The organism is Pontibacter flavimaris (assembly GCF_001907195.1).
Lineage (GTDB): Bacteria > Bacteroidota > Bacteroidia > Cytophagales > Hymenobacteraceae > Pontibacter > Pontibacter flavimaris.
Genome location: NZ_LVWA01000012.1, coordinates 99437 through 122785, shown reverse-complemented (window position 1 = coordinate 122785; position 23349 = coordinate 99437). Strand labels below are relative to the sequence as shown.

Below are 23349 nucleotides of genomic sequence, written 5' to 3'. Positions count from 1 at the left end.
CATACTTCTATATTAATCCCTATCTTAAGTAAAATTTGCGCCTATGACTCCCCCCGAAACCAAGCGAATGGATACTGCATTGGAAGCTTTCAGCAACCAGGTTGGCACCCGCTACGAAATGTATAACAGCCTGTTCTCGTCCCTGCCTTTCCACCGGGTCGAGAAAACCGGAGTGCTGCTCTCGTTGCTGGTGCTGCATTGCGAGGACGGCTACCTGCGCCAGCTCAGCCCGCAGGAGATCATCCACAGCTTTTTCGAGCAGTATACCCATTACCGCACCGGGCAGGAGCAGCACGACCTGTTGTTCCGGTTTGTGCAGTACGCCGAGCGCCAGGTCGTGCTGTTCGACGCCCTGGAGGAAGCCGCCTTCCGCGAAACCCACGACATGCATGGCATCGGCACCCTAAAACAACTAAGTGCCGCGGTACTACAACAGAAGGCACAGGAGCAGCTGGCCCTCAAACTGCAGGACTTTGCCGTGCGGATGGTGCTGACCGCGCACCCCACGCAGTTTTACCCGAGCAATGTGCTGGGCATCATCAACGATCTCTCACAGGCGCTGGCTACAGACAATACCTCCCTGGCACACTCATACCTGCGGCAACTGGGCAAGACGCCCTTCTTCAAAAAAGAGAAGCCCACCCCTTACGAGGAGGCCATCAGCCTGATCTGGTTCCTGGAGAACGTCTTCTACCGGGCTGCCGGTAACATCATCTCCTTCCTGAGCTCTCAGTTTCCGGATGCGGTGCGCGCCGGCTCTAAAATGCTGCGCATGGGTTTCTGGCCGGGCGGAGACCGGGACGGCAACCCCTTTGTAAAATCCGACACGACGCTGCAGGTGTCTGATGCCCTGCGTGGCGCCATCATCAGGGCGTATTACAAGGATGTGCGCCAGCTTAGGCGGCGGCTGACCTTCAGAGGCGTGGAGGATGTGGTAAAGGACCTGGAAATAAGGCTGTATAATAACCTGTTCGTGCCGGATTACAAGCTGGACATAAAGCAGGAGGATATTCTGAGCTCGCTGCGGGAGATCAGGAGGCTGCTGCTGGAGGAGCACAACAGTTTGTTCCTGAGCCTGGTGGAGGAACTGATCACCAAAGTGGAGCTGTTCGGCCTGTTTTTCGCCACCCTGGACATCCGCCAGGACTCCTCCGTGCACGCCAATCTTTATGAGGAGCTGTCGGCGCGTACCGATCTCCTGCCGAAGGACTATGCGCAACTGCCGGAGGAGGAGAAGCTGGCTGCCCTGCTAAGTATAGGTGAAAGTATGGTTTCCCCGGACCTGTTCGGGGATGATGAGCTGCTGCAGGACACGCTTCGCACGATTCCGGCCATCCGGAAAATTCAGGAGCGCAACGGGGAGGAGGGGTGCCACCGCTACATCATCAGCCACTGCACCAGCGCCCTGAATGTGGTGGAGGTTTATACTTTGTTCAGGCTCGGGGGCTGGCAGCCTGAGGAGATCAGCGTGGACATCGTACCACTTTTCGAGACGATAGCGGACCTGGGCGAGGCGGCGGGCGTGATGCGACAGCTCTACGAGAACGAAGTATACAGAAAACACCTGGCCCGTCGGGGCGATACGCAGACCATCATGCTCGGCTTTTCCGATGGCACCAAGGACGGCGGCTACCTGATGGCCAACTGGAGCATCTATAAGGCGAAGGAGGCCCTCACGCAGGTAAGCCGGGAGTATGGCGTGGAAGTGATCTTCTTTGATGGCAGGGGAGGACCGCCAGCGCGCGGCGGCGGCAAAACGCAGCAGTTCTACGCTTCCCTGGGCAACAACATCGCCAACAAGGAGATCCAGCTCACTATCCAGGGGCAAACGGTAAGCTCAAACTTTGGCTCTGTGGATGCCGCGCAGTTCAACCTGGAGCAGCTCCTGCACGCCGGTATCAGCAACGCGCTGTTCAGCCGCAGCGGGTCTGACCTGGCCCCGGAGGATGATGAGCTGCTGCAGCAGCTGGCCGAAGTGAGTTTCGAGTCCTACGCCGGGCTCAAGAACCACCCGGAGTTCCTGGAATACCTCAACTTCGTGAGCCCCTTGCGCTATTACGGCGAGGCCAACATCGGGAGCCGCCCCTCCAAGCGCAAGGCCGGAAAGCTGAACCTGGACGACCTGCGGGCCGTGCCTTATGTGGGCGCCTGGAGCCAGCTGAAGCAGAACCTGCCGGGATACTATGGCGTGGGAACAGCCCTGGAGACGCTTCATCAGAGAGGGGACTGGGCACGGCTGCAGCAGCTTTACAAGAGCTCGCTATACTTTAAGACCCTGCTGGATAACTGCGAGATGGCGATGAAGAAGTGCTTTTTCCCGGTGACGGCATACCTGGCCGACCATCCGAAGTATGGCCCGCTCTGGAAGCAGATCTATGAGGAGTTTGAGCGCACGAAAAAGTATGTGCTCCTGCTGGCCGGTGCCGATACGCTGATGGCGGACAAGCCGCTGGATGAGCTTTCCATCGACCTGCGGCAGCGCATCGAGTTGCCCCTGATCACGATTCAGCAGTATGCCCTGGCCAAGATCCGGACGTTGGAGGAGCAGGACCCGCAGCACCCGGGAAAGAAAGTATACGAGAAACTGGTGGTGCGCTGCTCCTTCGGGATCATCAACGCGGAGCGGAACTCAGCCTGAGGCGGCCTCTATGGCCTTGCAATGCAGGTAAGCGTCCTGGAAGTCCTTCTTAATGTGCAGCAGGGCGTCAAGGCCGGTTAGTTTTATCTGCTCGACGTGTTGTGGCTGTACCTGGTAGAGTACCAGGTTAATGCCTGCCTTATCGGCCTCAGAAGTTCTGCTGCGCAGGGATCTGAGGGCGTCCGGATGGAGGGAGGTGATGTAGGCACAGTCTATGAGGATATGCTTTGTTTGGCGGACACTCTCCTCGCGGCATTTTATTTCCAGCTGTCCAAGCACACTGCTGCTACACACGCCGTACACGCTCATCACCACTATGTCTCCAATCCGCCGTGATACCAGCTCTTCTCTCATTAAAACCTGTCTTGCTGTAACATAAGTCAAATGTACAACTTCCAATGTGCCGGGCTATGTGGCTAACACTGATTTTGCACTGCGTGAATTACTTAAAAGAGAAGTGTAACTTTCTGTTATTTAGAATAGTAAGTATAGCAGACATGGCGTTGGTCTGACCAGCAATATTGATTAAGCTGTACCTTTCTACCTAAAATTATAGGTATATTGTGCGCCGGGAACCAAACATAGTCAGCACGTAGAGTCCGACTCCTCTCAAATTAATTCTCTGCACGCATAATGATTGAAAACAGCACCATCAGAACAATCATCACCGACGACCACAGGATTGTCAGGGAAGGGTTGCGCTCTTTATTGGAACGTGACGGTGAAATAGAAGTGGTAGGGGAGGCTGGCAATGGCCAGGATCTCCTGCAATTACTAACGTATACGGCAGCCGATGTGGTGCTACTGGATGTGAGCATGCCCGTGATGGATGGTTTCGAAACGCTGCAGCACCTAAAAAAGCAATACCCGGACCTGAACGTGATCGTGCTGACCATGCTGGATAGCCCCGCTACGTTGCACCGGCTGATGGAAAGCGGCGCCATCGGTTACCTGCTGAAGGACACAGGCGCTGACGAGCTTTGCACGGCCATCAAGCTGGCCTCCAAAGGCACTCCCTTTATCAGTTCGGGCATGTCGATGAAGATAGTGCAGAAAGCGATGCAGCCCGCAGAGGAGAGTGGCGCAAAGGCCGGAGGCAAGTTCCTCTCGAAGCGCGAACGGGAGGTGCTGGCGCTTATCTCCGAAGGGTATACCAACGCCGAGATTGCCGAAAAGCTTTTTACCAGCAAGCGCACCATCGAAACGCACCGGCAGAACATCCTGGAGAAGACGCAGGCCAAGAACACGCCCAACCTGATCAGGTACGCCATCCTGCACAACCTCATCGACCTGAACTCCAACTAGCGTCATCGCACTTCTATACTTTCGCTGCCTCCGGCAAGTATAATCCGCAACCTGTACTTCATGCAGGGATGGCGAAACATGCCGCTTCAAAATCCTGTATTTCTAATAAGTGATGAGGCTGGCGCTGTACCTTCCCGCCACATGCGGCTGCGTAAAATACGTAGTGCTTTCGGTAAACCGGTAATTACTTTCGCTAGATACTTAAATAGCTCCATGAGTCCGGCACCGGGTGCTTTGGCTCCGTATACACGGGGCAGATGCCTGCTTAGGAACGGTGAAAGGGCGCTATCTTTAGCGTACTAAGCAAGCCTTGAAAACAGGGAGTGGCTATACCTATTTGGGTGCTGAGGGTGGCCCTCCCTTTTTTACGCTTCCCTTCGCCAACAGTTCAACTTAAAGGCAGGCAGTAACCTCTAGACCATGGCGATAAAAAGATACCCCCGCAAGGTAACCGTCCAGAATGCAGTGGCCAGCAGCAGCAACATGTACCTGCCACGGAAGGCAGGCGCACACACCGCAAACAGCGGCTGCATGCGAGGCAACGATACCTACGGCAAAAACGGGAGCGCTTCGGTCGGTATTGCCCCGGAGCCGAAAGGGCAGCCGGAACCGGAGCAGACGTACAGCGATTTCATGAACTTCAACTACGGATTGCAGTCGCAGCGGCGCTACAGCCGGCCTGAAGAGGGCTGATCCATATCTGACAATCTCTTCTGGCGGGCACACGCTCAGGGAACTGAGGAATTTCTGTAGACTTCTGTATTAAAATCATACCTGTAGAGCGCCAGTAAATTTTACTGGCGCTGTATGTTTTGAGGAATTATACTTTTTGCTGCACGCTGCAACAAATTTAGGCCGGTGTATAGTAATAGGCGTACAAGTATAACAGCAATATAAAAGTATGAAAAGCTATGGAAGATAAAGTTGAACTAACCTCGATGATTAATGTGCTGGCACGGCTACGCAAAGAGGGATACACAGAGGATTTCAGGGTGACGGAAGATGGCGGCAGGCTATGCACCCTGAACGGCAGTCAGACCTTCACGCCGGAGCAGGTGCAGATCGTGAATTTCTACCGTTTTGAGGGCGACAGCTACCCCGGGGATATGGCCATACTTTACGTGCTGGAGACTGGCAGCGGCGCAAAGGGCACCATGTCGGATGCGTACGGCACCTATGGCGATGAGATGGTGGAGAACTTCATGAGGAAGGTAAAAGACCTTGGCAAGAACCTCGATAAACACAAATAAGGACATCAACAATACCTCATAATAAACTTTCTTTGCCACACCCCGGAGAAGAAGTATAGAAGGTACAAACACTATGGCGAAACATAAGGTATCTGATCATTATAAAAACAAAAAAGAAGCGCCGGTGCCAAAAGGCAGGCTACTGGCGGTAGGCGGCAGGGAGGACAAGGGGAAGCAGGAAGGCCTGAAGCCTGAGCAGGAAAACAACACCGACTTTGAGAGCGAGGAGATCCTGAAGTTCCTGGTACAGGAGATGAAGGGCAGCAATCCCACCATTGCCGTCGTCCCGACAGCCTCTAACCTCCCCGACAAGACAGGCCGGGAATATACCCGGGTTTTTAAGGAGCTGGGGATAAACAACGTGGAAGTGCTCGACATTAGAACCCGGGAGGATGCCCGTGCCCCTCATAACTGTGAGGTGATCGAAAAGGCCGCCGCTATTTACTTTACCGGCGGCGACCAGCTACGGCTCACCTCCATCCTGGGAGGCACCAGGGTGCTGCAACTGATGAAGGAGCGCTTCACCTACGAGGACATTCTGGTGGCGGGCACCAGCGCCGGCGCTATGGCTCTGTCCACGCCGATGATTTACGAGGCCGACACCAAAGGCGGTTACCTGAAGGGCGATGTGCGCATCACCACCGGCCTGGAGTTCCTCAAGAACGTGGCCGTAGACACGCACTTTATTGAACGGGGGCGTTTGGTGCGCATGGCACAATGCATTGTTACCAACCCTGGCTGTATCGGTATTGGCTTGGAGGAGGACACGGCTGCCTATATTACCGAGGGGCGCGAGCTGGAGGTGGTGGGCAGTGGCCTGATCACGATTATAGACGGGATGCGGCTGGCCAAAACCAATATCTACGATATCGGAACCGGCGAGCCCTTCTCGGCGCATAACCTGTGCGTGCACCTGTTGGCGCCGGGCGAGAAGTATACCATCCCCACCTTCGACCAGCTGCACCTGTAACTCCCCGCCATGGCCGCGCCTATCCCTAAACCCGATGTTAGCCTAGTCTCCGTATTACAGGGTGCCTATTGGCTGGTCACGGGCGTCTGGCCTTTCCTGCACTTAAGGAGCTTCATCTGGGTAACCGGCCCTAAGGAGGATTACTGGCTGCTGTATACCGTTGCCGTGCTGATAAGCGTAATAGGGGCCACGCTGCTGGCGGCAGGCCTGCGGAAGGGGGTAACCCTGGAAATAAAATGGCTGGGAATGGGCGGGGCCGCCGGGTTGATATTCATAGACGTATACTTCGCCCTGCAGGATGTCATCCGGGACGTGTACCTGCTGGACGCCCTGGCCGAGGCGGGCCTGATCATACTTTGGCTGTGGGCAGGTAACAAAGGCCTAAGAAGTATAAAGTAGTCACGGGAAGTATACTTGTGTTGAAAGCCGGCAAGGATCCCGCCTGCGCAGGAGGCCCAACGCGCAGGCGAGGGGAGACATTTGGGAGCAGTCCGGCTTCAGGGTGCGCATCCCCATCCATTTATTGCAGCTTCCGGCCCGGTACACTGCATGAAGAAGTAGGGAGAGCCGCGAAGTAGTGAATCATACTTCTAAGCGCCCTCGGTCCCTTCGTTATTTATACTTTCATACTTATAGCTTTTCGGTGTCCCAAAGGGCTATGTGTGGTTTTTTGCCGCTTATACTATAGCCGCGCTTCATCAGGTTGGTGTTAAAGGCGAAGGCTACCTCGCCCTGCTGGTTCAGCGCTATCAGCCCAATATCGCCCTGTAGCAACTCCTCGTACATGGTAACGGCTTTGTCTGCAGCCTTTTCCAGCTTCTCTCCCGCATACTTTACAAGCGCATATACTTCATGGGCAGTAGCGCCGCGCATGATCACCTCGCCCTCGCCGGTACAGCTTACGGCGCAGTAGGGATTGTTGGCATAGGTGCCGCCGCCGATAATCGGGGTATCGGAGATGCGGCCTTTCAGGCGATTTTCAAGTCCGCCGGTGGAGGTGCCGGCAGCCAGATTGCCGTGCTGGTCCAGGGCCACGGCCCCTACCGTGTCATGGCTTTTCTGCCGATGATCCCCCAGCACACTCTCATGCCATTCCTTTTGCTTCTCCTCCGTTACGAAGTAAGAGGGCTTCTCCAACTCCAGGCCCTGCGTAAGCGCGTACTCCTCGGCCCCCGTGCCTGACAGGAAAGAGTGTTTGCATCGGATCATGATCTCCTTTGCCAGCTTAATAGGATTTTTAACATAGCGCACACTACCCACTGAGCCCACGTTCAGGGTGTGGCCATCCATGATGGCGGCGTCAAAGTCATTCTCTCCGTGGAGGTTCAGGCTGCCGCCCTTCCCGGCGTTAAACAGCGGGTTGTCTTCCATCCTTTCGATGGCGGCGGCCACGGCGTCAATGGCGCTGCCGCCTTTCTCCAAAACGGCATTACCGGCCTGCAGGGCCTCCTCCAGCCCCTCCCGGTATCTATTCTCCAGCTCTTTGGTTACCTCTGCACGCTTCACGGTTTCTGCACCGGCATGTACGGCGATAGCAAACTTACTCATCCTGTAAAATCTAAGGCGTTTGTATTGGGTGGGTGCTGAAAGTTGTACGGCAGGGGAGAAAAGTGGTTGGGGCGCTGCTGCCGGATAGTTATACTTTTACAGGCTGTTCGGCTGTGAAATCTTTAGCGTTGCGATGGTTTATACTTGCCATGGAGTCAAAAAAAGCAGGATTCATACTTTACTGTTGCAGCTACAGCAGAAGCAGCAGCCCGGAGTATGGTGCAATTTAGATAGGGGCCTGCGGTTATACTTTGCCGCCGGGAAGCGGCTACTTTTTAAAATATATTCTGACTGTAGTGCCCTTGCCCGGATTGCTTTCCACCTCAATTTTTCCGCCCGCGTTCTCCACAATCTTCTTCACGATGTAAAGGCCGATGCCCGAGCCCTCCACGTGGTCGTGGAGGCGCTTGAACAGGGAGAACATCTTTTTTACGTCCTCTGGGTTAACGCCCAGGCCATTGTCCTTTACCGCAAGTATAAAGTGCTCCGTGGTGGCCGCTGCGGAGATGGCAATGCGCGGGCTTCGGTCAGGGGCTTTGTACTTCAGGGCGTTGCTGACCAGGTTATACACCACGCTGCGCAGGTTCTTTGCCGAGAAACGGATGATGGCTGCGCCCGGGGCCAGGTGTGTTTCCAGCGTGGCGCCGGTCTCTGCTACGACAGGCTTAAAGTCCCTCCATACTTCCGAGATGAGCGTTTCCAGTTGAATGGTGGAGGCATCCTCGCTGCCTTCCCGCTGAATCCTGGCAACCTGTGTCAGGTCCGTTACCACTCGCTTAAACCTATCGATGGAAGTATGGATGTGGGTGGTGAGTTGCTGCACCTCGGCAGAAGAGGAGACCTCGCGGGGCAGGTGCGCCTGCAGCTCGTTCACCAGCCCCTCGATGTTAAAGATCGGGGCTTTCAGGTCGTGGGAGGCGGAGTACACGAAGTTGTCCAGGTCGGCGTTGGTGGCAAGCAGCTCCCGGTTGATAAACTCAATCTCCTGCCGGGCCTTTACCTGCTCGCTTATGTCGATGGCTACCGCGATAACGCCGGTTATAAAGCCTTGTTCATCGCGCAGCGGGTGGTACACAAAGTTAAGGTATACTATTTCCTGTATGCCCTTGCGCTCCAGCACCAGCGGCTGCTCCTTGGCCACGTAGGGGATGCCGGTGGCCATTACGCCGTCCAGCAGGTCCTTGAAGCCCTGCTCCCCGGCCTCGGGTATCACCTGCAGAATCGGTTTGCCCAAAACGTCCTCCTGCTTCACGCGCCAGATCTCACACACGCCAGGGTTGGCAATGTCCACGATATAATCCGAGCCCCGCAGCATGGTGATGCCCACCGGTGCCTGCTGGAAAATATCCTTCAGGTACTCCTGCCGCTTCAGGATCTCCTGCCTTGCCAGTACACTGTTAATGGAGGTGCCGATCTGCCCGGTGAGCAGGTCATGAAAGCTTCGGATGGCCTCGTTGTATTCCTGCTTGTCGCTCAGTCCGGCTATAAAGAAGCCAACGACAAGGTCCTGGCCGGGCCTGAGGATGGGAAGTATGGCAGCGCGCTGCGCGGCCCCGGCAGCTGCATCTCCCGGAAGGTCAACCACCAGACTTTTGCGTGTTTGCTGTACCTGGGCAAGCGGCCACGCTGCCTCGCCTGCGCGGAGTGGTATCTTGTCCGGCACCAGGTTGTCCGCCAGCTCCCCACTTTTGCCCGCCAACACAGCCTCTGAGCCGCTGCTATTGGAAAGGTAGAGCAGGCTGTAGGGCAGGTCCATGGCATTCTCCTCCAGCACGGCGCAGGCCGTGCTGCCCAGCTGCTCCAGCGTCTGCACCTGCGCGAGCGCATCCGAGATGTCCTTCAGCGTCTTGAGCCTGCGCTGGCTAAACACAAAGCTGGTTTCCTCGCTGCAGGCGCAGAATATCCCCTCTACCTCGCCCGCGTCGTTAAAGGCCGGGCTGTAGGAGAACGTCCAGTAGGTTTCCTCGGCAAATCCCTTGCGTTCCAGGAACAGCAGCAGGTTCTCAGCGTAAAACTGGCTGCCGTTCTCCAGTATGTCGGTGGTGATGCCCCCAATCTGCTCCCATATCTCAGCCCACATTTCCCGGGCTGATGCCCCCAGCGCCTGGGGGTGCTTTTTCCCCAGGGCCGGTAGGTACGCGTCGTTATGGAACATGTAGAGCCCCTTTGTCCACCAGATGAACATGGGGAAGCGGGAGTTGAGCATCAGCCTGATGTTGGCCTTCAGGCTCTGCGGCCAGTGTTCGGCAGCACCCAGGGGATGGGATTCCCAGTCGTAGGCACGCATCAGCGCCCCCATTTCGCCTCCTCCGCTGAAGAAGTCAAGGGGTTCCGGGGTGAAGTCAGCTGTGGCGAGATCGGATAAAGGCATCAGGCAGTAGTGTAGGTTGCTTTCTTGGAGTTCTAATTTACCATATCTCTAAGAGAATCATAACGTGGGGGAGAGGCGTGGGGTTATGTTAGGAACGATGGTTTCTGAGGCAAGGAAGTTCAGGTGCTGATTGTGAGCAATATGTATGGCGAGGCAGCATAAAATTCCGAGTTTGCTTAAACAAAAAAACATTTTTATACTTTATCCTTAGGATAAGGAAGTATAAGAGCTTGATTTAACTGCGGGCAATATAAGGCAGCGTCTTCCTTCGGGATAAGGCGTGCCGGCCCTGAAGTATAACTATTCAGAAAGTATGGAAACAGCAACGTTTGGCAATGGATGCTTCTGGTGCACAGAGGCCGTGTTTCAGGAATTAAAAGGTGTGGAGAAAGTGCTGTCGGGCTATGCCGGCGGCCACGTGGAAAACCCTACCTACAAGCAGGTGTGCGCCGGCACCACGGGCCACGCCGAAGTGCTTCAGGTAACCTATGACCCGGAGCAGATCAGCTACCAGGAGCTGCTGGAGGTGTTCTGGGCCACCCACGACCCTACCACCCTCAACCGGCAGGGCAACGACATCGGAACGCAGTACCGCTCGGTGGTCTTTTACCACAACCCCGAACAAAAAGAGCTGGCCGGAAAGTATAAACAGGAACTGGATGCCTCCGGTGCTTTCGATGCGCCTATTGTCACGGACATAGAGCCGTTGGAAAAATTTTACCCGGCCGAGGATTACCACCTGAATTATTTCAACACCCACGGGCACGAGCCCTACTGCAGCTTCGTGATCCGGCCCAAGGTGGATAAGTTCCGAAAGGTGTTCGGGGCTAAGCTTAAAACGACTTAGGAATCAGGGAGTTGGAATTCTGGGGACGAAAAGTTACCTTAACTCCCTTAAACGAGCAAAAGCCCTGTAGTGGGGGAGACTACAGGGCTTGCCTAATCTAAACACAAACAACCAACAAAATCTATTAAATTAAAGGGTAATAAGGGTTACACCAATTGGAATGCTAATCTAGTAACGTACGAACGGTGTTATACTTGCCGAATCGTAGCTGTCTGCAAGCCCTACAAAGTAGTCTCCGATGAAGATACCCGCGCCGCTGCTCACTGCGCTGGAGCCGGCATGGTAGGTAATCATGTTGCCGTCGATGGTTGCAAAGCCGGCAGGCTCATCATTTGGCAGGGTAGCCTTAGAGCTTGTACTTCCTGGTAAGAGCGCGGCCTTTACCAGGCAAGGCTCAACCAATCGCTTGGGTGAAGGGGCTAATGTCGAATTCATGTGACGATGGGGTTTTGGGTTCTAACACGCTACAAGTATAAGCATGCCCCCTCTCCAGAAACAGGAATATTAACCGGCAAGAGTAACATGTTAATTTCCGATATTGAATAGGATGCGTAAAGTATAAACAGCCTTTTCGAGAAGCCTCTTCCAGGAGCTATACTTGAATTATTGACCTTGTAGATACCTATAGTATACTGATAGAGTGTATGTTGAAGTCGTAAGGGGCGTGATAAAGGAGTTGCGTTTACAATTCCATACCCCTTGAAAGATCAGTAGCTATGATAGGAAAAAACGTTAAAAGGTAACGTTTCAGAGGCTGGATTTTGAGCTAAATACCTGACTTAAATAGTAGCTGCAAGTATAAAGCGCGAGAACTGTCAGGCTCAGCATACCACCGGGAAACACCACCAGCCACCAGGCCGCGGTATTGCTCCGGATACTGGAGATCGTGCGGCCCCAGCTAACCAACGTTGCCGGCACACCGATATTCAGGAAAGAGAGCGAAGACTCCAGCGCCAGCAACCCACCCAATCCAAACGTAAATGCAATCAGCACCGGACCAGCCAGGTTAGGCAAGGCATGTCGCCAGATAAGCCGCGCCGGACGGTTACCTATACTTTGGGCCGCCTCAAAGTATGGCAACTGCCTGATGCGCAGCATTTCGGCGCGTGCTAACCGGGCGGTGGCGGGCCAGAGGGTAAAAACCAGCAGCAGCACGAGCAGGGGCAGGGAAGGAGGAATAAAGGAAGCCAGCACCAGGATGAGCACAAAGCGCGGAATGCTGGTAAGCGTCTCCGTCAGCCGCATCACTGCCTTGTCTACAGGAAGGGCTACCGCTTTTCGCCAGTAAGGGAACCAGCGCTTCAATCCTGTCGAGACAAGCCATAGAAGTATCAGCAGGCCCAGCAGCAGAACCATGGAAAGCATTGCGTGCCTGTACCCCAAATCCCATTTAGAAAAATTTAAAGGCAGGTATAAGCCATAGTACAGCAGCGCAGGAACACCTAAAGCCCAGCACATTACCCTGTGTAATGGCTGTTTAAGCCCGCCATTGCCGAAATATCCTGCCATGGTTCCGAGAGCCACACCAATAAGGGTAGCGCCTAGCATCACCGGCAGGCTGATCAGGAAGGCGGTGCGGGCGCCATAGAGCACGTTCGCCAGCAGGTCGCGGCCCAGGCCATCGGTGCCAAGCGGGTGGCCCGACGCCATAGCCGCTGCGGTGAAGGGACTCAGGAAGGGGTGCCGCAGGTCGAGGTAGTTCGGGGCGTACGGCAAAGGCAGCAACGGAAGCACCAGCGCCAGCAAGAGCAGCAGCGCCAGGTATAGCAGGGCGGTTTTGAACCCCCACTTGCTCCTCCAAAGGCTTTTTATACTTTGCCAGATGTGCCTCATGCCAGTTTCCGCTTTATACGGGGGTCTGCCCAGGCGTAGGCCGTGTCGGCCAGCGCATAGGCAACTATGCGCACCACCAGCACCAGCAGTATGATCGCCACCAGCACCGGGTAGTCGCGCGCCAGAACCGACTCGATCAGCAGGCGGCCGATGCCGGGTATGGCGTAGATGGTCTCCACAAGTATGGAGCCACTCACCAGCGCCGGGAAAAAGTCCGACACAATGGTAATGAGTGGCAGCAAGGCGTTGCGCAGCGCGTGCCGGCGGATGACCAGGTGCTCCGGTAAGCCTTTTGCCCTGGCCGTACGGGTATAAGCGGCCTGCAGCGACGCCTTTAGTGAGCTGTAGACTTGGTTGGTGATATAGGGAAGGTTAACCAGCACCAGGGCCAGGAGCGGCAGCGCCATGAACTGTATCCGCTGCCCCATCGCTTGCCAAATGCTCAGGCTCTCCGATACATAATACCCCATGCCGTACACCGGGAAAAGTTGCAGGAAATCCGGGTTGGCAAGCAGTACGAGCAGCAGCAGGGCTAGCACCAGCATCGGGATGCTATCCACAACGAACAGAGACGGGAGCAACAGGCGCCTGAGCCACTGCATCCGTTTCTTAGCCATCAGTATGCTCAGTTCGAGCGCCAATGCGAGGGTAACCACCATAGCCGCTAAAAGCAGCCAAAAGGTGTTGCCAATGCTGTTCCAAATCATTTCCAGCACAGGCTGGCCCGTGCGGTACGAGGTGCTGAAATCGCCGGTGAGGATGCCTGAGAGCCAGCGGTGATACTGGTTGGAGGTGCCGTTCCAGGTAAACTGCGGCAGCAAGTATGAATAGGAGGATGGGCTGGGTTGCTCTTCTGCGGCCTCGGGATGCGGGTTTGGCTGCGACACAGGCGGGAAGCTGAAGTAGAAGAGGGGCAGGTGTTGCCCGGTTCTTTGACGATACTCTATGAAGGCTGCTTCGCGGCTGCCCTGGCTGCTTTGGCTGTAGAAGCTGGCCTCCGGGTTCAGAAAACGCTCCTCCCCAAACGAGCCGGGTAGCATCCTGCTCAACAGAAACACCAGCGTTCCCAGCAGCCAAAGCGTGGGTATGGCCAGCAGCATTCTCCTGAGCAGGTATACGACCATAAGGCTTGCTAGTCCTCTTTTAGGGTGAAGGCGCTAACGTCATAGTTGGGCTTTAAACCAGAGATCTTGGCGTTTGCAAAACGGCGGTGGATGGCCACGCGCTCCTTCGTGTAATACATCGAGATAAAGGCTGCCTCCTCGTACATGATCTCCTGCAGGCGTTTGAGCAGGCGCGCCTGTTCCTCGCGGGAGGTAACGGTGCTGCTGATCCTGTCGAGAATCCGGTCGCTCTCCGGCGTGCCGAAGCCGGTGTAGTTCAGCCCGCCTTCTTTGGCATAGTTGGAGTGAAGCAGTGGCTTGAAGTTAAAGGCAAAGGGGTTGCCGCCCAGCGAGCGGAAGAATAAGTCGAAGTCGTGCTGCCTGGACTTGCTTGCCAGCAGGCTGCTTTCTACTCCCAGCACCTGTACCGGTATCCCTACCTGATCTGCATTCTGCTGCAGGATGCTGGCCGCATTCTCATAACTGTGGCTGCCTGCACGGTAGATCACCTCAATCGTGAGCTGCTCTTTCTTGCCGTTGATGTGCTTGTGCCAGCCTCCGTTTTCCTTTACCCAGCCAGCTGCCTTTAGTAGCTCCGTCGCTTTTTCGGGATCAAAAGTATACGGCCTCAGGCTTGTGTTATAGAAATCGGTAACCGATGGCGGAATGGGGCCAACCGTAGGGGTGGCATAGTTCTGCTGCGACACCTTGATCACGCTTTCAATGCCCAGGAGATGGGCAATCGCCTGCCGTGTGCGCTTGTCAGCAAACTTTGGCCGGCGGGTATTGATGCCCGCATACGTAAACTCGTACGCATCCGGCGTGTGCAGCGCGTAATCTTTCAGAAAGGAGTCTTGCTGCTTTAGTTGCTCAAACTCAGCTGCCGGTATGCCCTCCAATACATCCAACTGCCGGTTCTTAAGGGCAAGAACGGCCGTTGTCATGTCCGGGATTACCTGAAAGCTGACGCGCTGTGGAATGGCTGTCAGATGTTGTGTGTTAGATGTGTTGTTCCCCCACCAGTCTTTTTTGCGCGTCAGCGTCAGGTATTGTCCGTTTTCCCAGTTCTCCAACGTATAGCCGCCACTGCCTTGCAGCAGTTTTGGGTTGCGCCCGTAATCAGGCGAGTTGAATTTGGCTGCGAATGCTTTTAGTTTCTCATCGTTTTCCAGCTCGGAAAGATCTCCGTTCAGGTTTGCCACCTCAATGTGCTGCAGTAGGTTCTCAGGGTCGTACAGATAGGCCGGAAGTATAAAGAAATCGCCGGTGAGCAATTCCATCTCGGGCGCATACCCGCTGCACACAAACGTGAAGCGACGCGGGTTAGCTGCATCCATTCTGATATCCTGTATGAACTCGAGCTGCGGTTTAAGACTCTCGTTGTTCAATAGCGGCGCTTTAGCCACTTTCAGCGTGAAAGCTACATCTTCGGCTGTTACAGGGCTGCCGTTCGTCCATTCCGCCTCTTCCCTTATTTCATAGGTGAAAAGCGTGGTGGAGTCATTTCGCACAACGGTGGGCATGTCCTTAGCCAGGTATGGCATAATTTCATTTGTGCCCAGGTCGGCGCTCAGCAAACTATGGAACAGCAGGTTAATGATCTGTAGTGCCCCGGCGTTGCTGTAGCTTACAGGGCTCAGCGTCTCCGGTTCAACTGCCATCCGCACCCGCACCTCTTCAGGCGCCCGTTCCGGCTGGCTACAGAAAGTAAAAAGTAATAGAAAGAAGCAGGTTAATGCTACGTTAATTTTCCTCATGTACTTACCTTTTGGCTAAAAGCTTTTAAAGGCAAGTTAGGGAAAATTAGAAAGAAGCTGCTAACTACTGTGTAATTTCAGTCCAGTTGCCGGATCCACCAAAGGCAGTTACAGTCTGGGTATCAGAAGAAGTTGTAGTTGTAGTAGTGCTGTTTGTCTGCTGGGTATTTACGCTGCCACCTGTGGTTAAAGAAATGATAAGCGCGATGATGATTGATATCATGGTTGAAAAGTTTTGGTTAAAAGATTATGAGGCAAAGATGAGGGAGTAACTATTCCTGAAAAAGGAAAGTTCGTATTTAAAAGTAACTTATATTTGTTACATATAGCATTAGCTATTTATGTTATAAGTTTCTTAATTAGGTAATAGAGCAGTGTTTATACAAAAAAGTAATGTACTTCCCTGTTAAAAGTAACAGGATTCTTTGTACCTTTCCTACCTCTCGATATGCAAAATTACACATCATTTTACTCTTCATAGAAGAAGGATTTTGATGAACAGTAACTTTTCTTATTCTTTTCTTTAATATAAATATAAGCCACTATTGGTAGAGATTGTACTGTTTATGGAGGAGATAAAAGCTTTAGTACGAATAACAGCAGACGATAATAACGTAAATCTGCTTTTCCCGCAAGCGAATAAAAACAATAAAGAAGGTATGCTGTATCAAAACCTTCTAACTGATGTGTATAGCGACGATGCCATCGCCTCTAAGGATTTATATAACTCGCATCCAAATGATGTGAAGTATAAAATGCTAAAGCATAGATTAAAAAAGAAGCTATACAATAACTTGTTCTTTTTCGACTATAGTAAACAGAAGCTAAAAAAGGCACATCAGAAGGAGCAGGAATGCATACATCTTCTACATCACGCGCATCTATTGCTTCGGCTGTATGAGCGGGACATCGCTTTAAACCTAACTTCTAAGGTAAAAAGTATTGCCAAGGATTACGAATACATAAACTATCTAATAGATGCTCTTGAACTGGAAATGACGAATTTTTCAGACAAAGGCGACCTGACCAAATATAATTCTGCCAGAGAAGAGTTAGAGTATTATTTATATATAAAAAAATACGAAAGAGAAGCAATTACATTATTTCAACTACTTAGAATTCAATTAAAAAAGTCTGTAAAGTCTAGAAGAGGCAACCTGTTAACTTTTGAAGAAGATCTTGTAAGGCTGAAGTTGCTTTGGCAAAAAACAAAATCCTATGAAACATTTAACGCATACTATAAGGCGAATATTATTTACCACGAGATGACGGGGGATTTCTCTTCCATTGTTGACTTAACTGTTCATTCCGAAGAGTTATTACAAGCAGGGCAAGTAAATAAGATCAGGTTTGATGCGGATTTTAATAAATATATCCTCGTATATGCCCACCTAAGGGCTAAAAAGCTTGAGCGCGGACTAAAATACGCCGCTGAATTTTTATATGCTTTCGAGGAAGATAATCCAAACTGGTTCGCATACATGGAAAATTATTTTCTGTTAGCTCTTTATACTAGGAATTATCTTCTTGTGGAGACGCTGCTTCATAAAGTGTTTAATAACCCATCATTCAAAAAGCAGCAGGGTGCCGCAAAAGAAAGATGGACTCTTTATCAGGCATATTTTTTACTTTTAAATAGTACCGTCGCGAACTTTAACAACAGCATAAATCCTTTCCTGCTTTCCCTGCCTGAGTATAGTAAAGATAAACAGGGCTTTAACGTAGCTATCCTAATACTTCAGTTTATTCATTACCTTCAGAAAAAAGATACTGAGGCATTACTTTACAGAATCGAAAGCCTAAAGAAATATATACTTACCCACCTAAAAGAGACTTTTAGCCTACGCAGTAAAACCTTCCTCAAGCTTCTGATCCTCACAGTTACAGAAGATTATGACGCTAAGTCTAGCAGGACAAAAGGGCAGAAACTCTATCAAAAGCTTGTTGAGGCACCAACACCAGGAGATGCTTTCGCAGAAATTGAGATAGTGCCCTACGAACACCTTTGGGATCATATCCTCTTTATATTAGAGAATAAGTATCAATAGAATCTCTACTTTCATGAAGGAATTACAGAGACTTGTCAAGATAATTGATAAGAACGCATCCGCATCCTCCCCATTAATTAATTTTCAGGATGAATCTACACTGGAATACAAGCTTTTTCATCTGCTAAAGAATAATTCTGTCGATTCTGATGAGGCTGTTGCTAAGGTCCTCTATGGGAGCGAAAAACTTACTGGCAGTTATCGGATGCTGAAGTCACGCTTCCGGAGGAAGCTCTACAACCATTTATATTTTCTTGATTTCGCTCCTGACGCCTTTTACAGTGCAAATAAGGTGAATTACACCTGTCTCTCCTTACTAACAGAGGCTCAGGCGCTGTTGATTAGCTCTGAACTTAAGCTTGCCTTGAAGGTACTAGAACAAGCGATGGTGTTAGCAACAAAGTATGAAAATAATGAGATAAAGGTACTGGCCCTTGAAATGATATGCAGTATTAACAGGGACCTATCGAAGAAAAGAGAACTTGATAAAAGGAGGGAAGAATTACTGGCATGTTATGAAGTGCAAGTTTCTGAACGCGAGGGGTTCTGGTTGTATGAAAAAATGTTAGGAGGACTGAAAGTAGTAACTTCAGAGAAGCTAAGTGTTTTGCAGGATTTCCCCGCTGCTTTGGCTCGAATGTGGGAGTTGTGGAAGGTATCAAAATCTTCTAAAATTTTTTTCTGGAGACATATTCTTCAGATAGCTTACCTGGAGCAACAGGGAGAATATGTTGAAGTTGTTAATGCTATTGCGACTACAGAGAGGTTAGTTAAAGAAAAGAAAGTGAATACCAGTTGGTATAACAGAAAATTTAATGCCTTTATTGAAGTATACGCCTTGCTGCAAAGCCGTCAGTATGAAAGAGGGCTTGAACTGGCTGAAAAGAATATCAAGCTCTTTGAAAAGTATACGGCAAACTGGTTCGGGTTCATGGAGAACTACGTTTTGTTGGCGATACATGATCAGCAATACCAGCTGGCAGAAAACCTGCTCAAAGATGTTATTGAGGGCGAACATCTTAGAAAGCTGAGTGATAGCAGCATTGAACGTTGGGAGCTGTATAGGCGTTATTTTGTGTTTCTGGAAGAGCAAGTGGTGGGGGAGCGGCGGCAGGCCCTGTCATTTGAGATTACCGCTAAGCTCCTTATTCTTCCTAATGACAAATCCGGCTTTAACCTGGCGCTGCTGGTGCTGGACGTGCTGGAGAAGCTCTCGGAGGGAGCGCTGGATGACCTGGAGGTGCAGGCCGAGCGGGTGCGCAAATATACGCAGAAGTACCTAAGAGGGGAAAAAGCCGAGCGCCCGCGCCTGTTCATGCGCCTGCTGCTGCTGGCCCTGACCAGGCAAAACGCACGGGAGGCCAGGGAGCAGGGACAGGTGCTGCTGGAGAAGCTGCAGGCCACGCCCCTTCCCGGCGACGCCTTCACGGAGGTGGAGATCGTGCCCTATGAGCACTTGTGGGAGCACGTGTTGCAGCTGCTGGGGCAGCAGGGGCGGTGGTAAGCCGGTCTTGCCGGTACGAGGCCTATGCTGGTAAGGGTTATTTTTAGTACTTTTCGGGATGGAGAAAAATAACCCCACCGTTACCCGGGCCTGGTGCTTCTACGACTGGGCCAACTCGGTCTACTCACTGGTCATCACTTCCACTATTTTTCCTATATACTTCAGTGCGGTGGCCAGGAGGCCAGACGGAACTTCCGTGGTTAATTTCCTGGGGTTTGAGCTGGATAGCGCGGTGTTGTTTACCTATGCCATCTCGGCTGCCTTCCTAATCATCGCCTTCCTCAGCCCCTTCCTTACCGCCATTGCCGACTACAGTGGCCGCAAGAAGCTGTTCCTGCAGCTGTTCTGCTACCTGGGCTCGCTTTCCTGCGCGGGTTTATACTTCTTCACTGCCGAGACGTTTACGCTTTCGGTTATACTTTTCGTGCTGGCTACCATTGGCTTTAGCGGGAGTATCGTGTTCTATAATGCATACCTGCCGGAGATCGCCACTGAGGACCGGTACGACCGCCTGAGTGCGCGAGGCTTCTCAATGGGGTACATCGGCAGCGTAATCCTGCTGATTTTTAATCTGGCCATGATCATGCAGCCGCAATGGTTTAGTATAGCGGCTGATAATACTTCACTGCCGCCGCGTATCGCCTTCCTGAGCACGGGTATCTGGTGGCTGGGCTTTGCGCAATATACTTTCTACCACCTGCCGGGAAACGTGTACCAGCGCAAACCAAAAGGCAGCTGGATCCTGAATGGCTTTAAGGAGCTGAAGAAGGTGCTGGACCAGGTAAGAGACCTGCCGCTGCTGAAGCGATTCTTGCTGGCTTACTTTTTCTACAACATGGGCGTGCAGACGGTGATGTACCTGGCGGCTATCTTCGGGGAGGTGGAGCTGCGGCTGCCAAGTGATGTGCTCATCATTACCATCCTAATCATACAATTGGTGGCTATTGCCGGGGCCCATGCCTTTGCCAGGCTGTCGGAAAAGTATGGCAACGTGCAGGCGCTGATCGTGGCGGTAGGCATATGGATTGGCATTTGCATCGGCGCATACTTTACGCACGGGCAGCTTCAGTTCTATGCGCTGGCGGCTGTGGTGGGCTCCGTGATGGGGGGTATTCAGTCGCTGTCGCGCTCTACCTACTCCAAGCTGATACCGGCCAGCACCAAAGACCACGCCTCTTACTTCAGCTTTTATGATGTGACCGAGAAGGTCTCCATTGTACTGGGTACGCTGGCATACGGCCTGATCACGCAGCTGACCGGCTCCATGCGCAACAGCATCCTGGCGCTGATCACCTTCTTTGCGCTGGGGCTGCTCTTCCTGTTCCTGATGCGCAGTAATAAGCTTCGGGAGGCTCAGCCGGAAAGTGCCCATGCCATCAGCGGCAATCAGTAGATTTTATACTTATACTTTAGTAGCCAGACAAAGGAGCATTAAAAAAAGGACAAAAGACTTTAAAGTATAAATCGTCATAGCTCAGGAATAGATGTATAAACAGTTTCTCTGTTTATACATCTATTCCTGAGCTATACTTGCCGTTTATACTTGAGATAGACTTTTACTTAAGCCTTACTTATACTTGCTCCACCAAACAAAAAATCCGCTGAAGTATAAACCCCAACGGACTTTCATTTTTAAAGAGCGAGTATGCTCCAACTCCCAAACTTTCTGACTCTCTAAATCTCTAACTCAACAGGCTTACTTTTTAAAAACCAATTTGCCATTCAGGTATGTGCGCAGCACCTGCGTGTCGCGGATTTGCGTTGGCTCTACGGTCATCAGGTCGCGGTCTACAAGTATAAAATCGGCAAATTTACCGGGCTCTATACTTCCTTTTTCCAGTTCCTCAAAGTTTGATTTGGCTGCCCAGATCGTCATGCCGCGCAGGGCTTCTTCGCGGCTCAGGGCGTTCTCCATCTGGAAGCCTCCTTCCGGCCAGCTCTTGGCATCCTGCCTGGCTACGGCCGAGTGAAACGTATAGAACGGGTTTATACTTTCAACCGGGAAATCGGTGCCAAGCGCCAGGTATCCGTTTTGGTCTAACAGCTCCTTAAACGGATAAGCGTGTTTGATGCGCTCCTTGCCCAGCCTGTCACCGGCCCAGTACATATCCGAGGTGGCGTGCGTTGGCTGCACCGATGGGATGATGTTATACTTGCCAAACTTGGCCATGTCGCCAGGGTTGATGATCTGCGAGTGCTCAATGCGCCAGCGTTTATCGTTCTCGCCACCCAGCACTTCACCATAGATATCCAGCAGCAGGCGGTTGGCAGAGTCGCCGATGGCATGTGTGTTCATCTGAAAGCCGTGCTCGTTCAGCTTGGCGGCGATGTCGCAGAACTCCTGCTCCGAGGCCAGCAAGAAGCCGTAATGGTTGTGCTTGTCGGCGTAAGGCTTCAGCAAACTGGCTCCCCTCGAACCCAGCGCGCCGTCGGAATAGATCTTGAAGGAGCGCACGTTCAGCCGGTCGGTTTTGTAGGGGCCGTTCTTAAAGTAGTGGTCCTGGTTCTCCTGGGATGGGGTTAGCATGGCGTACACGCGCATCTGCAGCTCACCTTTCTGGTGCATGTCGTCGATCAGGTCCACCGTTGCTTTATCCAGGCCGGCATCATCCACGGTAGTCAGACCCACGGCAAAGGTGTTGGCCTCCGCAATTTTCAGGGCCTCGCGGCTTTCCTCTTCCGTTGGGGCCGGGATCTTCGATGATACGCGATCAATGGCGTTATCCACCAGGATGCCGGTCATCTTGCCGTTTTCAACCTCTACCAGGCCACCTACCATTTTGGTTTGCGGTGTAACACCGGCCAAATCCAGCGCTTTCTGGTTGGCCAGGGCCGCATGCCCGTCGATGCGGGTCAGCAGCACCGGCGTGTCGGGGAAGAGCAGGTCCAGCGTGTCCTTGGTCGGGAATTCCTTCACAGGCCAGTCATTCTGGTCCCAGCCGCGGCCGATGATCCACTCTGCGGCCGGGAACTTCTCGCGCTGCTCCGTCACCTTCTGCACCACTTCCTCAAACGACTCCGTACCTACCAGATCAGCCGATTGCAGCGATAGGCCATAGCTGTAAAAGTGGGCGTGGGCGTCGATGAAGCCCGGGTAGATGGTCTTTCCCTCGGCGTCAAGCTCCTCGGCGGCGGTATACATGCCGCGGATTTCCTCCGAAGTGCCCACCGCCAGGATCTTACCGTCTTTCACGGCAAAGGCCTCAGCCTTATCGAAGTTCTCGTTCACCGTATACACGTTGCCGTTGTATACGACCAGGTCGGCTGCCTCGGAGCCTGTCTGGGTGCTGGTGCAGCTGCCCAGCAGTGTGCCGCCCAGCAGCAGGGCGGCGGAAAGGGTGCGTAGGTGTTTTGTCATAGTATGGTTTATTCGAATCGCATGTGTTTAACGGATTCCCCGGAGTTGATGAGCTCCAGCAGCGAGTCTATCCCAATGCTCAGGTGCTTCTCCACATAGTTGGTGGTAACTAGCTTGTCGCTTTCCGATGTCTTCACACCCTCCGGAATCATGGGATTATCGGATACCAGCAAAAGGGCGCCGTGGGGGATTTCGTTAATAAAGCCCACGGTGAAGATCGTGGCCGTTTCCATGTCGATGCCCATGGCGCGGATCTGGCGCAGGTAATCCTTAAAGTCATCGTCGTGCTCCCACACGCGGCGGTTGGTCGTGTATACCGTGCCGGTCCAATAGTCCATCTCGTGCTTCTTGATCATGGAAGAAACGGCGCGCTGCAGGCGGAACGAAGGCAGGGCCGGGATCTCCGGTGGCAGGTAATCGTCGGAAGTACCCTCGCCGCGGATGGCCGCGATCGGGAGTATAAGGTCGCCGATCTGCGTCTTTCTTTTCAGGCCGCCGCACTTACCCAGGAACAGGGCCGCTTTGGGCTTGATGGCAGACAGCAGGTCCATCACGGTGGCGGCCATGGCGCTGCCCATGCCAAAGTTGATGATGGTGATGTTGTTGGCCGTGGCCGTCTGCATCGGCTTGTCCAGGCCTTTTATCTCGGCGCCGAAGCGGTCGGCGAACATGCGCACGTAGTTTATAAAGTTGGTGAGCAGAATGTACTCCCCAAACTCATCGAGCGGCACACCGGTGTAGCGGGGCAGCCAGTCGGATACGATTTCCTCTTTGGATTTCATGGGTTTAGTGATTAGTTAGGTACAAAAAAACCGCC

Annotated in this window: 20 protein-coding genes; 10 read left to right on the top strand and 10 right to left on the bottom strand. The window is 52.7% G+C overall.

Translation table 11 applies throughout. The features are described from left to right. Window positions 1-67: 67 nt before the first annotated feature. On the top strand, window positions 68-2638 hold the full coding sequence (locus tag A3841_RS18100; RefSeq protein WP_073854543.1) for a phosphoenolpyruvate carboxylase: 2571 nt from the start codon (window positions 68-70) through the stop codon (window positions 2636-2638). Here A3841_RS18100 and A3841_RS18095 read toward each other — a convergent pair. Then, a complete protein-coding gene (locus A3841_RS18095) occupies window positions 2630-2992 on the bottom strand; it encodes an STAS domain-containing protein (protein ID WP_073854541.1) in 363 nt (120 codons plus the stop codon). The genes A3841_RS18100 and A3841_RS18095 overlap by 9 nt on opposite strands. Before the next feature lie 279 nt (window positions 2993-3271). On the opposite strand from A3841_RS18095, the gene A3841_RS18090 reads away from it, so the two are divergent. The 5 genes from A3841_RS18090 (at window position 3272) to A3841_RS18070 (ending at window position 6562) form a co-directional block, all read left to right on the top strand. Next, entirely contained in the window at window positions 3272-3943 is a 672-nt protein-coding gene (locus A3841_RS18090; protein ID WP_073854539.1) for a response regulator transcription factor, read from the top strand. Between the two features lie 420 nt (window positions 3944-4363). After that, window positions 4364-4636 carry a hypothetical protein gene (locus A3841_RS18085; protein WP_073854537.1) on the top strand — a complete coding sequence of 91 codons (273 nt, stop codon included), beginning with the start codon at window positions 4364-4366 and terminating at the stop codon, window positions 4634-4636. A 218-nt stretch (window positions 4637-4854) separates the two neighbouring features. Further along, complete coding sequence (locus tag A3841_RS18080) at window positions 4855-5193, top strand: hypothetical protein (protein ID WP_073854535.1); 339 nt, start codon at window positions 4855-4857, stop codon at window positions 5191-5193. A gap of 73 nt (window positions 5194-5266) precedes the next feature. Next, entirely contained in the window at window positions 5267-6163 is an 897-nt protein-coding gene (locus tag A3841_RS18075) for a cyanophycinase (protein WP_073854533.1), read from the top strand. Window positions 6164-6172: 9 nt separating this feature from the next. Then, complete coding sequence (locus tag A3841_RS18070; RefSeq protein ID WP_073854531.1) at window positions 6173-6562, top strand: hypothetical protein; 390 nt, start codon at window positions 6173-6175, stop codon at window positions 6560-6562. 231 nt (window positions 6563-6793) lie between these two features. Here the strand turns inward: A3841_RS18070 and A3841_RS18065 are convergent, their stop codons facing one another. Continuing rightward, window positions 6794-7711 carry an isoaspartyl peptidase/L-asparaginase family protein gene (locus A3841_RS18065; RefSeq protein ID WP_073854529.1) on the bottom strand — a complete coding sequence of 306 codons (918 nt, stop codon included), beginning with the start codon at window positions 7709-7711 and terminating at the stop codon, window positions 6794-6796. Window positions 7712-7979: 268 nt separating this feature from the next. After that, window positions 7980-10082, bottom strand: coding sequence for a sensor histidine kinase (locus A3841_RS18060; RefSeq protein WP_235861477.1), 2103 nt, complete (start codon window positions 10080-10082; stop codon window positions 7980-7982). 313 nt (window positions 10083-10395) lie between these two features. Here A3841_RS18060 and msrA point away from each other — a divergent pair, with 313 nt between their 5' ends. Next, complete coding sequence (gene msrA, locus A3841_RS18055) at window positions 10396-10929, top strand: peptide-methionine (S)-S-oxide reductase MsrA (RefSeq protein WP_073854525.1); 534 nt, start codon at window positions 10396-10398, stop codon at window positions 10927-10929. A 168-nt stretch (window positions 10930-11097) separates the two neighbouring features. On the opposite strand, the gene A3841_RS18050 is transcribed toward msrA, so the two are convergent. From A3841_RS18050 to A3841_RS20430, 5 genes are all read right to left on the bottom strand, one after another. After that, a complete protein-coding gene (locus A3841_RS18050) occupies window positions 11098-11364 on the bottom strand; it encodes a hypothetical protein (RefSeq protein WP_139308010.1) in 267 nt (88 codons plus the stop codon). A 312-nt stretch (window positions 11365-11676) separates the two neighbouring features. Further along, window positions 11677-12762, bottom strand: coding sequence for an ABC transporter permease (locus A3841_RS18045; RefSeq protein WP_073854521.1), 1086 nt, complete (start codon window positions 12760-12762; stop codon window positions 11677-11679). After that, the gene (locus A3841_RS18040) at window positions 12759-13886 is read right to left on the bottom strand and encodes an ABC transporter permease (protein WP_083610424.1); all 1128 of its coding nucleotides are present in this window, start codon (window positions 13884-13886) and stop codon (window positions 12759-12761) included. Before A3841_RS18040 ends, A3841_RS18045 begins: the two co-directional genes overlap by 4 nt. 8 nt (window positions 13887-13894) lie before the next feature. Beyond that, the gene (locus tag A3841_RS18035) at window positions 13895-15526 is read right to left on the bottom strand and encodes an ABC transporter substrate-binding protein (RefSeq protein WP_073854958.1); all 1632 of its coding nucleotides are present in this window, start codon (window positions 15524-15526) and stop codon (window positions 13895-13897) included. 160 nt (window positions 15527-15686) lie between these two features. Next, complete coding sequence (locus tag A3841_RS20430; RefSeq protein ID WP_170866231.1) at window positions 15687-15845, bottom strand: hypothetical protein; 159 nt, start codon at window positions 15843-15845, stop codon at window positions 15687-15689. A 343-nt stretch (window positions 15846-16188) separates the two neighbouring features. Between A3841_RS20430 and A3841_RS18030 the strand changes: the two genes are divergently transcribed. The 3 genes from A3841_RS18030 to A3841_RS18020 are packed head-to-tail and all read left to right on the top strand — an operon-like array spanning window position 16189 to window position 20567. Further along, window positions 16189-17670, top strand: coding sequence for a hypothetical protein (locus A3841_RS18030; protein WP_073854956.1), 1482 nt, complete (start codon window positions 16189-16191; stop codon window positions 17668-17670). A 13-nt stretch (window positions 17671-17683) separates the two neighbouring features. Then, on the top strand, window positions 17684-19174 hold the full coding sequence (locus tag A3841_RS18025; protein ID WP_073854517.1) for a hypothetical protein: 1491 nt from the start codon (window positions 17684-17686) through the stop codon (window positions 19172-19174). A 58-nt stretch (window positions 19175-19232) separates the two neighbouring features. Next, window positions 19233-20567 carry an MFS transporter gene (locus A3841_RS18020; RefSeq protein WP_073854515.1) on the top strand — a complete coding sequence of 445 codons (1335 nt, stop codon included), beginning with the start codon at window positions 19233-19235 and terminating at the stop codon, window positions 20565-20567. 303 nt (window positions 20568-20870) lie between these two features. On the opposite strand, the gene A3841_RS18015 is transcribed toward A3841_RS18020, so the two are convergent. Then, complete coding sequence (locus A3841_RS18015; RefSeq protein ID WP_073854513.1) at window positions 20871-22532, bottom strand: amidohydrolase; 1662 nt, start codon at window positions 22530-22532, stop codon at window positions 20871-20873. An 8-nt stretch (window positions 22533-22540) separates the two neighbouring features. Continuing rightward, window positions 22541-23314: an AMP nucleosidase gene (locus A3841_RS18010; protein ID WP_073854511.1), complete on the bottom strand. Its 774-nt coding sequence runs from the start codon at window positions 23312-23314 to the stop codon at window positions 22541-22543. Between the last annotated feature and the right edge of the window lie 35 nt (window positions 23315-23349).

Coding starts and splice junctions, on each gene's coding strand:
- A3841_RS18100 (WP_073854543.1), top strand. CDS start 68: ATGGATACTGCATTGGAAGCTTTCAGCAACCAGGTTGGCACCCGCTAC.
- A3841_RS18095 (WP_073854541.1), bottom strand. CDS start 2,992: ATGAGAGAAGAGCTGGTATCACGGCGGATTGGAGACATAGTGGTGATG.
- A3841_RS18090 (WP_073854539.1), top strand. CDS start 3,272: ATGATTGAAAACAGCACCATCAGAACAATCATCACCGACGACCACAGG.
- A3841_RS18085 (WP_073854537.1), top strand. CDS start 4,364: ATGGCGATAAAAAGATACCCCCGCAAGGTAACCGTCCAGAATGCAGTG.
- A3841_RS18080 (WP_073854535.1), top strand. CDS start 4,855: ATGGAAGATAAAGTTGAACTAACCTCGATGATTAATGTGCTGGCACGG.
- A3841_RS18075 (WP_073854533.1), top strand. CDS start 5,267: ATGGCGAAACATAAGGTATCTGATCATTATAAAAACAAAAAAGAAGCG.
- A3841_RS18070 (WP_073854531.1), top strand. CDS start 6,173: ATGGCCGCGCCTATCCCTAAACCCGATGTTAGCCTAGTCTCCGTATTA.
- A3841_RS18065 (WP_073854529.1), bottom strand. CDS start 7,711: ATGAGTAAGTTTGCTATCGCCGTACATGCCGGTGCAGAAACCGTGAAG.
- A3841_RS18060 (WP_235861477.1), bottom strand. CDS start 10,082: ATGCCTTTATCCGATCTCGCCACAGCTGACTTCACCCCGGAACCCCTT.
- msrA (WP_073854525.1), top strand. CDS start 10,396: ATGGAAACAGCAACGTTTGGCAATGGATGCTTCTGGTGCACAGAGGCC.
- A3841_RS18050 (WP_139308010.1), bottom strand. CDS start 11,364: ATGAATTCGACATTAGCCCCTTCACCCAAGCGATTGGTTGAGCCTTGC.
- A3841_RS18045 (WP_073854521.1), bottom strand. CDS start 12,762: ATGAGGCACATCTGGCAAAGTATAAAAAGCCTTTGGAGGAGCAAGTGG.
- A3841_RS18040 (WP_083610424.1), bottom strand. CDS start 13,886: ATGGTCGTATACCTGCTCAGGAGAATGCTGCTGGCCATACCCACGCTT.
- A3841_RS18035 (WP_073854958.1), bottom strand. CDS start 15,526: ATGGCAGTTGAACCGGAGACGCTGAGCCCTGTAAGCTACAGCAACGCC.
- A3841_RS20430 (WP_170866231.1), bottom strand. CDS start 15,845: ATGATATCAATCATCATCGCGCTTATCATTTCTTTAACCACAGGTGGC.
- A3841_RS18030 (WP_073854956.1), top strand. CDS start 16,189: ATGGAGGAGATAAAAGCTTTAGTACGAATAACAGCAGACGATAATAAC.
- A3841_RS18025 (WP_073854517.1), top strand. CDS start 17,684: ATGAAGGAATTACAGAGACTTGTCAAGATAATTGATAAGAACGCATCC.
- A3841_RS18020 (WP_073854515.1), top strand. CDS start 19,233: ATGGAGAAAAATAACCCCACCGTTACCCGGGCCTGGTGCTTCTACGAC.
- A3841_RS18015 (WP_073854513.1), bottom strand. CDS start 22,532: ATGACAAAACACCTACGCACCCTTTCCGCCGCCCTGCTGCTGGGCGGC.
- A3841_RS18010 (WP_073854511.1), bottom strand. CDS start 23,314: ATGAAATCCAAAGAGGAAATCGTATCCGACTGGCTGCCCCGCTACACC.